This window comes from Pedobacter hiemivivus (assembly GCF_005144565.1).
Classification (GTDB): domain Bacteria; phylum Bacteroidota; class Bacteroidia; order Sphingobacteriales; family Sphingobacteriaceae; genus Pedobacter; species Pedobacter hiemivivus.
The window spans coordinates 136,602-149,006 of the sequence record NZ_SWDX01000008.1; the positions used below are offsets into that span (position 1 = coordinate 136,602).

General features: G+C 38.7%; 12 protein-coding genes. 4 read left to right on the forward strand and 8 right to left on the reverse strand.

The annotated features are described in order from the left end of the window. Positions 1-48: 48 nt before the first annotated feature. Both hpt and FBD94_RS19320 read right to left on the reverse strand, forming a co-directional pair. On the reverse strand, positions 49-606 hold the full coding sequence (hpt, locus tag FBD94_RS19315; RefSeq protein ID WP_131610210.1) for a hypoxanthine phosphoribosyltransferase: 558 nt from the start codon (positions 604-606) through the stop codon (positions 49-51). Between the two features lie 5 nt (positions 607-611). Next, the gene (locus FBD94_RS19320; protein WP_136881414.1) at positions 612-2,759 is read right to left on the reverse strand and encodes a transglycosylase domain-containing protein; all 2,148 of its coding nucleotides are present in this window, start codon (positions 2,757-2,759) and stop codon (positions 612-614) included. 119 nt (positions 2,760-2,878) lie between these two features. On the opposite strand from FBD94_RS19320, the gene FBD94_RS19325 reads away from it, so the two are divergent. The 3 genes from FBD94_RS19325 to FBD94_RS19335 are packed head-to-tail and all read left to right on the forward strand — an operon-like array spanning position 2,879 to position 4,963. Beyond that, the gene (locus tag FBD94_RS19325; protein ID WP_131610271.1) at positions 2,879-3,970 is read left to right on the forward strand and encodes an Mrp/NBP35 family ATP-binding protein; all 1,092 of its coding nucleotides are present in this window, start codon (positions 2,879-2,881) and stop codon (positions 3,968-3,970) included. 51 nt (positions 3,971-4,021) lie between these two features. Then, complete coding sequence (locus tag FBD94_RS19330; protein WP_131610208.1) at positions 4,022-4,267, forward strand: NifU family protein; 246 nt, start codon at positions 4,022-4,024, stop codon at positions 4,265-4,267. A gap of 54 nt (positions 4,268-4,321) precedes the next feature. After that, the gene (locus FBD94_RS19335; RefSeq protein ID WP_131610207.1) at positions 4,322-4,963 is read left to right on the forward strand and encodes a peptidase associated/transthyretin-like domain-containing protein; all 642 of its coding nucleotides are present in this window, start codon (positions 4,322-4,324) and stop codon (positions 4,961-4,963) included. Here FBD94_RS19335 and def read toward each other — a convergent pair. The 5 genes from def to FBD94_RS19360 are packed head-to-tail and all read right to left on the reverse strand — an operon-like array spanning position 4,960 to position 9,441. Further along, complete coding sequence (def, locus tag FBD94_RS19340; RefSeq protein WP_136881415.1) at positions 4,960-5,520, reverse strand: peptide deformylase; 561 nt, start codon at positions 5,518-5,520, stop codon at positions 4,960-4,962. The two genes, FBD94_RS19335 and def, sit on opposite strands and share 4 nt — an antisense overlap. An 18-nt stretch (positions 5,521-5,538) precedes the next feature. Next, complete coding sequence (locus FBD94_RS19345; RefSeq protein WP_136881416.1) at positions 5,539-6,768, reverse strand: M16 family metallopeptidase; 1,230 nt, start codon at positions 6,766-6,768, stop codon at positions 5,539-5,541. A 42-nt stretch (positions 6,769-6,810) separates the two neighbouring features. Continuing rightward, positions 6,811-7,998, reverse strand: a complete 1,188-nt coding sequence (locus tag FBD94_RS19350; protein ID WP_136881417.1) for a hypothetical protein — start codon at positions 7,996-7,998, stop codon at positions 6,811-6,813. Next, positions 7,995-8,978 (reverse strand): DUF2157 domain-containing protein, encoded by a 984-nt coding sequence (locus FBD94_RS19355; RefSeq protein WP_131610203.1) that lies wholly within the window; start codon positions 8,976-8,978, stop codon positions 7,995-7,997. The genes FBD94_RS19350 and FBD94_RS19355 overlap by 4 nt, the downstream gene beginning before the upstream one ends. A gap of 4 nt (positions 8,979-8,982) precedes the next feature. Continuing rightward, entirely contained in the window at positions 8,983-9,441 is a 459-nt protein-coding gene (locus FBD94_RS19360; protein ID WP_136881418.1) for a hypothetical protein, read from the reverse strand. Positions 9,442-9,598: 157 nt separating this feature from the next. Between FBD94_RS19360 and htpG the strand changes: the two genes are divergently transcribed. Next, positions 9,599-11,488, forward strand: coding sequence for a molecular chaperone HtpG (gene htpG, locus FBD94_RS19365; protein WP_205945908.1), 1,890 nt, complete (start codon positions 9,599-9,601; stop codon positions 11,486-11,488). A gap of 148 nt (positions 11,489-11,636) precedes the next feature. Here htpG and FBD94_RS19370 read toward each other — a convergent pair whose 3' ends face one another. Further along, positions 11,637-12,236 (reverse strand): helix-turn-helix domain-containing protein, encoded by a 600-nt coding sequence (locus FBD94_RS19370; RefSeq protein WP_136881419.1) that lies wholly within the window; start codon positions 12,234-12,236, stop codon positions 11,637-11,639. Positions 12,237-12,405 lie beyond the last annotated feature (169 nt).

Here is a 12,405-nt window from a genome sequence, read left to right on the forward strand (position 1 = left end):
TGATATTAAGATGTATGTTTTCACAAAATTGTGAAAAAAAAATTACATTTAAGGTAAGGGAGAGAGAACAGTTTTCTCTCTGTAGATATCTTTTAGGTTTCGGCCAAGCCCGACATAGTCTAAACCATAACCCACCACAAACTCATTTGCGATTTCAAAACCTACGTATTCAAGCTCTTTTATTGGCACTTTTAAGGCTGCAGGTTTGAATAAAAGGCTGCACACTTTAACTGATGCAGGGACTTGCTTCTGGATCTCGTTAATGACGTAATTGAGTGTAAGGCCGCTATCTACAATATCTTCCACAATGATGATGTCTCGATTGTGCAGGTTGTCTGGTAGCCCAAATGCTTCTTTTATGCTTCCGCTGCTTTCGGCACCTTCATAAGAGGAAACTCTAATGAAGCCAATTTCACAAGGAATCTCGACCTCCTTCAGCAGATCGGCCATAAATAAAAAACTACCATTTAATACACCAATAAATACGGGACATCTTTTTTCGTAGTCAACATTGATTTGTATACCGATTAAACGGGTCCGTTTGCTGATGGTGTGGTTCTCTAAAAGAATTTCAAAGGTTCTATCCTCTATTTCAATATTGTTCATATTACTTACAGCTGTTTTGCCTTCTCCTGTTCTTTTTCTTTTTTCCGTTGTTCGCGACGTTCCTGCCTCAATTCTTTTCTTGTTTTGGTCGTGTCTGTTTTTACAGCAGTAGTGTCTTTTTTCTGTTTGCCAAATATCCGATCAAATAAGCTTTTTGGTGCATCATGAGTTTCGACAGCCGGCAGCGGATCATCATTGTCAAATGCATTTGTATCTATTTTTGTAGAATCAGGAAGCAAGTACTTTCTCAATCCTTCGCGCAGGCGGACATTGTAAAAGCCGTATCCGCTGCTATCTGTTGCCGTTAGGCCTCTTCCGGCCATAATCTTTCCAATAAACTTAAAGTAAGGATAGAGGTAGTCTTTAAGCCCGCCGTCATCTTTAAATTTATATAAGGCTATTTTAGGTCTTGGTACGATGTTGGCGAGAAAAATTCCTTCTCCAATGTTCAGATCAGAAGGTTTTTTGCCAAAATAATACCTGGTGGCTTCTCCAATCCCATATATATTCTGGCCCATTTCTATGATGTTAAAATAAACCTCTAGCATCCGATTTTTGCTCACCAGGCGGTTGTTTTCAATCAACCAAACAATAAGAATTTCTTCTGCTTTTCGGGACAGTGTTTTTTGTCTGCTCAAGAAGACGTTTTTCACCAATTGCATGGAAATGGTGCTTCCACCCCTAACAAATTTCTTTGCCTTAAAATTGACCGCAATAGATTTACGGATAGATTCCTGTACAAAGCCCTTATGGGTAAAGAAAGAAGGGTCTTCAGAGGTCAGAATAGCATTTTTAAAGTTGCTGGATACCTCTGATAATGGTGTGTAATTCGGGTTAGCGGGGCCGATTAAAATATCACGCATAGGTTTCCCACGCTCATATGGCGTGTAAACAAAGTCTCCATTTATCTTTTGAAGATCCGTTTTTCCCCATTTAAGGATCTTAAAATTAGTAGGTGTCAGCGAGGAATTGAATTTTACACTGTCCGGAAGCGAACTGTCAAGGTAAAAATCAAGGTCATATCGGATCTTTCCAGTTACCTGCATTCCATCAAGAGACTCAAACAACCCTTGCGGAAAAGCCGTTAAAATTTCTTGTGCATCCTGTTCCGGTGCACGAAGTTTTACCTCATAAATTTTGTTAGGCGATAAAGTGTATTTTAAATAGGGGTGAAGAGTTGCTTTTTGAAGAAAAACGGTTGAAGAGCTGTCTAATGCAACAAAATTCTTTCCAATAAGCATATCAGCATCAATCTTCGCATTTGAAACGACGATGTCGTTTGCTGCGATTTTAGGATGGTTGATCAGTAAGTTTTTTATCGACCAGGAGCCTGATATTTTGAAATCATCACCACTAAATTCGGCATTTTTCATTTCCGTTCTTACCGTATCAAAGCTCAATTTAGCACGTAACTTACGATCCAGATAAGGCAATTCTACCTTTTTATTGTCTGCAAACAACATGATGTCCAATTGTTTCTTTCCGGGTTTTACCGTTCCGTTAATGTGCCAGGTAGACTCAGTGCCATTTACTAAAATCGTTGAGTTTAAGTCACCATCGTCAATCGTGGCTTTCGTCGTCAAAAAACTAAGCTTTGCGGTATCGTTGTCGTTTACATTCAATAGAAAATCTGTGATTTTCATATTGTCAGGGATCTTATATAAAACCTGATTTAGCAGGTTATGAGCAAGATCGGCGAGACCTGTTTTCGTTTTATTTTCTGTGCTGTCTTTCTTCTTTCTTTTCAGGATGAAGTCCAGATTGCTTAAAGAGTCTCTGAAAACTACATTTAGCTTGCCTACGTTTAAATTAATTTCGGATAGTTTAACGTCACCAAAAATCAATGGAAAAAGCTTAACGCCAATGGTCATGTCGTTTATGGTGGTCAGGGTGTCTCGGTCTTTGGGGACTACCGAGATGTTTTTCATATGAACCGTACTCAGTCCATTAAATCCATATTCAGCAATTTTAACATCAAGTCCATAATCATTTTCGGCCTTTGTAATGGCCTTTGCCATCATTTTTGTTAAAAGGGCCTCTCTTTTGGTATAGGCAATAACACCCCCAATGATGAGCAAAAGAAGAAAAATCCCCAATACCCACGCTCCGGTCTTTATGTACTTTTTAGGGATGTTAATTTTTGGAAGATGCATGCTATGAAATAGATTTTATTGCTAAACGTTAAACTCAAATGTTTATTTCGTGTTAAAATTACAATAAAAAGGGGCATTTAAAATTAATTGTGGCCGTCTTTTGTTAATTTTGAATAATGATGATTAGCCCAGAACAAGTTCTAGCCGCTTTGAGAAATGTTGAGGATCCAGATCTTAAGAAAGATTTGGTTACGCTGAACATGATCAAAGACCTAAAAATAGTAGATAAACAGGTAAGTTTCACCTTAGAGTTGACCACCCCTGCTTGTCCCATGAAGGATATGCTTAAAAATGCATGTTTAAATGCCGTTAAGCACTTCGTGAGTCAGGAAGCAGAGGTAGAGATTAATATTACTTCTAGAGTAACCAAGCCGATGGATACCACACAGCTAAAAGCAATCCGAAATATTATTTTGGTTTCTTCGGGTAAAGGTGGAGTTGGTAAATCTACAGTGGCCAGTAACCTGGCGATTACCCTTGCGGCTGATGGTGCGAAGGTGGGTCTTATAGATGCCGATATTTATGGACCATCTGTGCCGATTATGTTTGACCTTGTAGGTGCAAAACCATCTGCAAGAGAAACTGAAGATGGCAAAACTTTAATCATGCCGATAGAGAAGTATGGTATAAAACTCCTTTCTTTAGGCTTCTTTGCAGATCCAGATCAGCCAGTACCATGGCGTGGACCAATGGCATCTAATGCAGTAAAGCAACTATTTAACGATGCCGACTGGGGCGAGCTGGATTACCTGATTGTGGATCTACCCCCGGGAACAGGCGATATTCACATTACCATTACGCAAAGCTTTCCTATTGCAGGAGCGGTGATTGTGACGACCCCTCAGCAGGTGGCTTTGGCTGATACACGTAAAGGATTGGCGATGTTTAAAATGCCGAGCATTAACATTCCTGTATTGGGAGTGATAGAAAACATGGCTTATTTTACGCCAGAAGAGCTGCCAGACAATAAATATTATATTTTTGGAAAAGACGGTGGTAAGGAATTGGCAAAATCGTTTGCGGTACCATTTCTGGGAGAGATTCCGATTGTACAAAGCATTACTGCTGGCGGTGATAGTGGTAGGCCAGTGGCTTTAGACAAAGACAACAAAATAGCAGTGTCTTTTGCTGAAATTGCGGGTCGGGTTGCACAACAAATTGCTATTAATAATGCGCAAACCGTAGCAGCCTCTCCTCTGGTTGCTGAATAATGATGCTAAATGAGGAAAAAAATTACTATTTTTATATTTTAATATACCAAAATGAATTTAACAGAAAAAGTAGAGGAAGCATTAGAAACTATCCGCCCATATTTAATTGCTGATGGTGGAGATGTTGCTATCGAGGAGATTACGGCGAAAAATGTAGTTAGATTGAAATTATTGGGTAACTGCGGATCGTGCAAAATGAGTGTGATGACCATGAAAGCAGGGATTGAGCAAGCAATTATGAAAGCTGTTCCTCAAATTACCGCAGTTGAAGCAATAAACCTGACAGAGTCGGTTTAAATGATTTAACACAATTTAACTAGCCGTTTTATTTATAACAGCTATTTTTGTAATATGAAGTATTTGTTAACCATCATGTTGTCTCTTTTTGTTTCTTCTGTATTTGCACAGCAAATTACTAAGGAGAAACAATTGATTCAATTCGCCGGAATTATTACCGATGTGGATAGCAATACTGTTGTTCCTTATGTAACGGTTACCAATTTAACCAATAAGGAACAACGCTATGCCGCAAATTATAAAGGCTATTTCTCTTTTATAGCACATCCAGGAGACACGATATTATACAGTGCAGTTGGTTATAAAGACTTACTATTGGCTATTCCTTCGCAAATTAATGACAGTAAGTACACTGCCATGGTTAAAATGAAGGCGGAAATTGTAAATCTACCAACCGTAAGAGTTTACCCATGGGCAACTGTAGAAGACTTTACAAGGGATTTTATGTCCATGAAGATCGCTGATGATGATTATGCCATTGCGGCTCGAAATCTTTCTTCGGAGAGCCTTGGGGGATTAATGATGACCCTTCCAAGAGACGGTGGTGAAATTCAAAGTATCAACAACCGGTTAAACCATGATCGTGCTTTAAACAAGAACATGGTTCAAACCAATCCGTTATTAAACCCATTTGCATGGGGTAAGTTGATGCAATCTATCTTTAAAGGAGATAAGGTTAGAAGCGAAAGCAATTAACGCTTTTTGCTCTGATTTGGAAAACGCATCTTATAGTCAGCCTTTATATTTCCTTTAGAAATCGCATCCAATTTGCTTTTCAGCATTCTTTTACGCAATAAACTTAGAGTGTCTGTAAATAGCTTTCCTTCAATGTGGTCGTATTCGTGTTGGATCACACGTGCAGGCATTCCAGTAACTTCTTCCTCGTGTTGTACCCAGTTCTCATCGAAGTATTTGATACGGACATTAGGCTTACGCATTACATCTTCCCTAACGTCAGGGATACTTAAGCAACCTTCATTAAAAGCCCATGGCTCACCGGTTTCTTCGATGATTTCGGCATTGATGAAAACCTTTTTAAACTTGTTTTTATCATTCTCATCAGCCCCGGTATCTACGATGAATAAGCGTATCGGCAAACCCACCTGTGGAGCGGCCAGCCCAACGCCATGCGCGTGGTACATGGTTTCGAACATGTTGCTGATTAATTGTTTTAGATCCGGATAATTCTCGTCAATTGGTGCGCACACTTTTTTAAGAACCGGATCTCCGTAAGCTATAATGGGAAATTTCATGGTACAAAAGTACAAATATTACCCTAAAGGATAAAAGGTTAGCGATGTAAGATTACTTTCATCTAATATTTCATTGGCAATATTGGCCATATCAGTGGTGCTAACCGCCTGAATCTTCTTAAATACAGTCTCAAGATCATCGATTTTGTCATAATCAATCAAGCTTTTTGCCATTGCTACAATCAGGCCGATCCTGTTTTCTTCGCCCAGCGCTATTTGACCAATAAACTTATTTTTCGCCTTTTGGAGCTGAAGTTCGGTCAGAGGATGATCCTTGATCTTTTTAAATTCCTTAAGAATTAGCGACCATGCCCTGCTTACCTTCTCTTTATCTGTACCAAAATACAAGGTGAAAATACCGGTGTCACTAAGCGGGCTGTATCCAGTTTCAATGGTATAGGCAATGCCGTATTTTTCGCGGATTTGTAAGTTCAAAATAGAGCTCATTCCTGTTCCACCAATCAGGTTGTTTAGCAATAAAAGACCTGTTTTATAAGGATGGTGTAAGGAATAGGCTTGTGTACCCATCATGGCATGTGCCTGTTGAATAGGTTTTTGAAAGGATTGAGACGTTGTAAGATTCTTTACGGGAGCAATTCTAGATAAAACATGTAGGTTGGCTGGGATATCTGAATAGTGCTTTGATCCAACCTTCACAACTTTGTTTAAGGAGTAGTTTCCCAGTACAGCAACGACTATTTTGTCTGTGTGATAGTTGTCTTTAATGAACTGTAGAATATCTTTTTTATCCAGCTTAGTTACGCTTTCGGTAGTCCCCAGTATATTTCTTCCCAGTGGATGTCCCGCCCAAAGCTGATCTTCAAAATCATCACATATTGCTTCCTCGGGCTGATCGAGGTAAGATGAAATCTCGTCAAGGATGACACTCTTTTCTTTTTCCATCTCATCATCCGGGAAGGTAGAATGAAAAACAATATCATTAAATAGCTCCAGAGTCCTATCTAGGTAAGGATTAAGAAAGGAAGCATGAATACAGGTATATTCTTTGGTCGTATACGCATTTAAGTCGGCACCCACACTTTCCAGCCTGTTCAGGATCTGATTCGTGTTACGCTTTTCTGTGCGCTTAAATACCAGGTGCTCAATAAAATGGGCAAGGCCAGATTTTTCTTCCGCCTCATCCCTAGAACCACTGTTTATGATGATGCAAGCATGAGATATTGCCGATGCAGAAGGTACATGAAGTAAGCGGATGCCATTTGGCAAAGTATGAACGTTGTATTCCATAAAGGGGCAAAGGTACGTAAGATTAACGAAAAGCGATAGGCGTTAGAAACTACCGCTGGAGCCTCCGCCGCCAAAATTTCCACCGCCCATACGGTGAGCGTCTGCACCAACCGGCTGACTGGAAAGGGTTTCCCCAACAATAAGCGATTCGACTTGAATCTTATCTAAGATATGCCCATCCGCTATTTCTGCAGCTGTAAAGCCGTTTCTAGGGCTTTTTAGATACTTCATTGTAAACCAGGCAATCCCAATTAAAGCGATACCTGCCAGTACAAGTACCAGTTCAGTTGGCAGAATATGATAATAATTTCTAAAGGTAAAAGCAGCAATGGCTACCAATATAAATCCTCCGCGGAGTAAAACCGTATCTTTTTTCTTCAGTCCGAAGCCAATATATAACAATGGGATGATAAAAGTCCATGACCAAAAGAACCAGGCAAAAGGAATAGATTGGCCTTCTTTTAATGCATCATCGCTCAGATTGCTCCCAAGTTCGCGAACAACAAAGTAGTTTCCGGATAAATACAAGAGTAGCAGACTAATCATTTTAACGGCACTGATGCAGTTCTTGTAGAAAGGGTATTGTTGACGTTGTTGCAGCAGGTTGGCTACATAATATATTGCCCCGGAGAGTATCATCATTAGAAATGGCAATGTTTGAAGGGCATAAAATCCGATCTCCAGCCATCCATAAAAAACGAATGCGGCCAATGAAAGTATGCAGGTGATGGCGATTAGAGTATCTGCAAATCGGGCCATAAAATAGGCAGAAAGCAAAAAGATAAAACCAGAGATAAAAAGTTCCGCTTGTCCGGAATTTTTTGAAAGAAAAATATTATCCATCATAAAGATGAAGGAGAAGAGTAGTAGTCCGCCTGACACCCACATCAATGCATCATCTGCGCCCGACTGGTAATGACGTTTTTCAATTACCATAAACTCTAAAGCAACATAAGTTACCACACCAAGGAAAAGAAGATAATAGAAAGAATCGATGATCTTAAAATCGGATAGCACTAAACTTAAAAGCCCGATGCTAAAACTAAGGATAATCAGTGTTAGCAAAAATATCCCTGCTCTCATAAAGATATTGGGACTGTAAAAGCCAACTGGATACTTTTCCTTTATATTATTATGTTCCTCGGTATCAATATTTCCCTGTGCAAATGCAATCGTGGCTTCATCCTGAATGCTAAGGCTATTAAGCCACTCTTTATTGTAGATGATCATAACGATTTTACTTTTTTATTTAGGTGAATTAACACTTTTATAAATCCGATGGCTGAAACAATGAAATAAAAGAAGCCAAGGTAAATTGCACCGAGATCGTTCCCTTTTACCAGGAAGTGAATGACCAATGCGGAGATGGCGATGTACGAATAAATCGTGCATAAAAGCAAAAAATAGAAAGATTTATGTCGGATAGCATTGTTATAAATGTACCAGGTAAAGGCAAGGAGTAAAATGATCCATAGGATAGAAATTTCCTGCTCGAAATCATAGAAATACCCGAATAAAAGGGCAATGAAGGTCACGTGTGTACCAAAATGAAGATAAGTAAAATGAAAATGCTTTTTGATATGGAAACGTTCCGAAAGAAAAGCAACAAGGACCAAAAATAGGCCAAGAAATAGCCCGGTTAAAATAAATGGTCTACCATTACTTTCCGCAATGTCAGATACCAGCGTCATAGGATTTACAGAGATGCCCAGCCAAACGCCTAAATTGGTGATGGCCATAGACAGGATCCCCAGGTGGTCAAAGTCGTATGCTACATAAAATAGCACCAACATTGGTATAAAAGTGGCGAGACCATAATTGGTCCCAAATACGCTGTATTGAAACTGCAGATAGCCAACAAAAATAAGGAAACTGAGACACGCTAATAGCAATAGGTAGTCGAAAAGGGAATCAGGAGAATTTACCTTTTCTTTGTTAAAGGGCTTTTTTCGACGGTAACAATAGTAGAAACAACCGATGCATATCGCAGCAATGAAGGCCAGAATAATCTGATGACCGATGGTATCTATATTTTTATAGATCAAAATACCTAGACCGGTACTCAATAACATTACGCCTAGATAGAGTAAAGATTTCAATTCCCAATGTAAAGAGAATAGCTGATTCCGTTTTTTCTCGCGGATATTATTTAAGGTTTCCTGTCGGATACAGCCTTCCTCAAATAGCTTTTCATATAGACCGGTGTTCATGGTATTATAATTTTTCTGTGTCTGGATAACTCAAGTTTAAAGTATCTATTACACCTTGTCTGCTTGGCCGGGTAAGGATTAATAAGACAATAGCAATTGCCGGGACTACTAGAAATATGGCATTTGCCGAAATTAGGAAGCCTACGATGTTCATGAGCGAGGCCCCTTCTAGAAAAGCAGAACGGACAATAAAAGCTGCTTGATAGCCTGCAATTTTTTCATCGGCATTAGCCCCTTCGGGTAAATTGCCCAGCAGTTTATTAAACATGGACCTTCCAAAGACAATAAGTCCCAGTCCAATTAATGGAAATAGTGGATACAGACCCGAACGATCCGAAGCTATCGACAGGTTAAAGTGCATGGTTTCTTTATTTAATAAGAGGGTTACCATTGCAAAACTGATTATAGCGAAGCAAAATGCACCAAGTATAATTTGCATAGCTTTTAATTTAGAAGAATTCATTAGTCGTTAATTTTGATTTGTACTAATATATATATGTTTTTATAAATAGTTCATATTGATGGTTTTTTATAAAGCGAGTTTACTGTCAATTTGACAACATAGTTAGTTTGGAATAACCATTGATAGGTGTGTTATGTACTTAAAAATGAGTTTACATATGAGCATAGAAGAAAAAGGAAGCATATCCATTCACACGGAGAACATTTTCCCAATTATCAAGAAATTCCTGTATTCAGATAACGAGATCTTTTTAAGAGAGCTTGTATCAAATGCCGTTGATGCGGTACAAAAAATTAAACGTTTAGCGGCTCTTGGACAATACAGTGGAGAACTAGGTAACCCATTAGTAGAGGTTGCAGTAGATGAAGAGAAAAAGACCATTACCATTACAGATAATGGTTTAGGTATGACTGCCGAAGAGATAAAAAAATACATCAATCAAGTTGCATTCTCGGGTGCCAGCGAGTTTGTTGAGAAGTTTAAAGATGCCAAAGATGCTAACGAAATCATCGGTAAATTCGGATTAGGGTTCTATTCTGCATTTATGGTTGCTGATTTGGTAGAGATCCAAACACTTTCTTATCAGGATGGCGCAGAGCCTGCACGTTGGGTATGTGATGGTAGTACCGAGTATGAAATTACCGCTGGTAATAAAACTACTAGAGGTACAGAGATCATATTACATGTAAATGCAGAATCAGAAGAATTTTTAAGCAAAAATAAGCTGGAAGAAATTCTTGATAAATATGGTAAGTTCTTACCTGTTCCAATTAAGTTTGGTACTAAAACAGAGCAAGAACCAGATGGGGAAGATGAAGAAGGAAAGCCTAAAACTAAGAGTGTTGAGGTTGATAACATCATCAATACAACTAATCCAATCTGGACAAAAGCACCTGCAGATTTGTCAGACGAGGATTACCTTGCATTTTATAAGCAATTGTATCCTTTCTCAGAAGATCCATTATTCTGGATCCATCTGAATGTAGATTATCCTTTCAACTTAACGGGTGTATTGTACTTCCCTAAAGTGAAGAATGATTTTGATATGCAACGCAACAAAATCAAGTTGTTCTCGCGTCAGGTATTCATTACTGATGAGGTTAAAGACATCGTTCCTGAGTTCTTGATGTTGTTACACGGTGTGATTGACTCGCCGGATATTCCATTGAATGTTTCGAGAAGTTTCTTACAAGCCGATAGTAACGTTAAAAAGATCAACAGCTATATCACTAAAAAAGTAGCGGATAAGTTGCAGGAACTGTACAATAAAGATCGTAAAGGTTACGAAGATAAGTGGAGTGACATTGGCCTGTTTGTAAAATACGGCATGGTGAGCGAAGAGAAATTCTACGAAAAAGCAAAAGACTTCGCTTTGTTAACCAATACTAAAGAAGAACATTATACATTAGAAGAATACCACAATAAGGTAAAAGACCTGCAGACCGACAAAAACGGACAGGTAGTTTACATTTACGCTAACGATCCGGCAAAACAGGATAGCTTTATCCAATCGGCCAATAAAAAGGATTACGACGTATTATTGATGAATTCTCCGATAGATAATCACTTCATCAGTCAGTTAGAGCAGAAGCTAGAGAAAACGTCTTTAAAACGCGTAGATTCAAGTGTAGCAAGCAAGCTGATTGATAAAGATGAGAACGTAGAGTCGGTATTGTCAGAAGATCAGTCTAACAAGGTTAAAGAAATCTTTGAAAAAGCGATAACTAAACCAGGATATAGTGTAGAGATTGTGGGCTTAAACCCTGAAGAGTTGCCGGTAACTGTGACTATGGATGAGTTTATGCGTCGTATGAAAGATATGGCAGCAATGGGTGGCGGAATGGGCTTTTATGGCAATATGCCAGACAGCTATAAAGTAGCCATCAATGGTAACCACAAGTTAATTGGAAAGATCATTGCAACTGACAATGACGCAGAACAAGGTTTATTGGCTAAACAGGCAATAGATTTAGCTTTACTTGCACAAGGAATGTTGACCGGAGCGGAATTGACTGCTTTTGTAAGCAGAAGTGTCGAATTAATTTAAAAAATAACCGTTCTCTTCTAAGGCTGGCATCTTTTGCGAAGGGCAAAAGCGCCTGAGGCCTTTTCAGAGAAGGTAATTTTTTCTTCACAAAAAAAAGCGTGCTGCAAAAAAGGTAGCACGCTTTTTTTGTTTACTTTTTATGGGTTGGTTATCTTAGAAATGGAATAGCAGGCTGGTAGATTACTGTCTTGTTCTTGTAGCTTCTGATTGCATTAAAAACGATGATAATGATGTTTAATCCATACAATATCGGGATCAAGAGAATGAATGATTCAGTCCCCCCAAGACCCGGAATGAAAGAGGAGCTAATTTTTTTTTTAAACATAAATGCCATGAAGTATAAGACATTCATAGTGAAAAAGATGATACACCATGTAATTTGAAAGTTCAGCAGCTTTTTTCCGGTTACATTGAGTTTCTTTATTTTATCCTTTTTAGACACCCATAAAACAAAAGGAATAATTACACCTAATAATGGAAAGACAATAAAACTTAATGCGGATATGTTTAAAAACATTAGCACGGTCGTGTCTTCCTCTTCTGTCCAGTCAATCAATTCATCAGGCGTAACTTGCAGCGCTGCTGCTAAGCGTTTTAATGTATCACCCCTTGGTTCTGTTTCACCACTTTCAATTCTTTGGATGGTTCTTAAATTCAGCTGAGTAGCTATTGACAGTTCGTCCTGACTAAAACCCTTTTTGGTTCGTAATTCTTTAATTTTTTTCGCCAACTCGATATTTTTCATCATTTAGTTATTTTAGTTCGGAGCCAAAACTAAGGCAAGTTGTGCTTTTTTCTTTACGACTTGTTTACGGCATTTTTACGACATCTCTGCCTAATGCGGTTTAAAGGCTGTTTATGTAGGGGGTATGTGGGGTTAGCGAAATGACATATGGATTTGCCGTAGGAAGGGGAGC

Bases quoted from the DNA above. Each gene is read 5' to 3' on its own strand.
- def (WP_136881415.1), bottom strand. From the start codon at position 5,520: ATGAAATTTCCCATTATAGCTTACGGAGATCCGGTTCTTAAAAAAGTG.
- FBD94_RS19325 (WP_131610271.1), top strand. From the start codon at position 2,879: ATGATTAGCCCAGAACAAGTTCTAGCCGCTTTGAGAAATGTTGAGGAT.
- FBD94_RS19360 (WP_136881418.1), bottom strand. From the start codon at position 9,441: ATGAATTCTTCTAAATTAAAAGCTATGCAAATTATACTTGGTGCATTT.
- FBD94_RS19335 (WP_131610207.1), top strand. From the start codon at position 4,322: ATGAAGTATTTGTTAACCATCATGTTGTCTCTTTTTGTTTCTTCTGTA.
- FBD94_RS19320 (WP_136881414.1), bottom strand. From the start codon at position 2,759: ATGCATCTTCCAAAAATTAACATCCCTAAAAAGTACATAAAGACCGGA.
- hpt (WP_131610210.1), bottom strand. From the start codon at position 606: ATGAACAATATTGAAATAGAGGATAGAACCTTTGAAATTCTTTTAGAG.
- FBD94_RS19330 (WP_131610208.1), top strand. From the start codon at position 4,022: ATGAATTTAACAGAAAAAGTAGAGGAAGCATTAGAAACTATCCGCCCA.
- FBD94_RS19350 (WP_136881417.1), bottom strand. From the start codon at position 7,998: ATGATCATCTACAATAAAGAGTGGCTTAATAGCCTTAGCATTCAGGAT.
- FBD94_RS19345 (WP_136881416.1), bottom strand. From the start codon at position 6,768: ATGGAATACAACGTTCATACTTTGCCAAATGGCATCCGCTTACTTCAT.
- FBD94_RS19355 (WP_131610203.1), bottom strand. From the start codon at position 8,978: ATGAACACCGGTCTATATGAAAAGCTATTTGAGGAAGGCTGTATCCGA.
- FBD94_RS19370 (WP_136881419.1), bottom strand. From the start codon at position 12,236: ATGATGAAAAATATCGAGTTGGCGAAAAAAATTAAAGAATTACGAACC.
- htpG (WP_205945908.1), top strand. From the start codon at position 9,599: ATGAGCATAGAAGAAAAAGGAAGCATATCCATTCACACGGAGAACATT.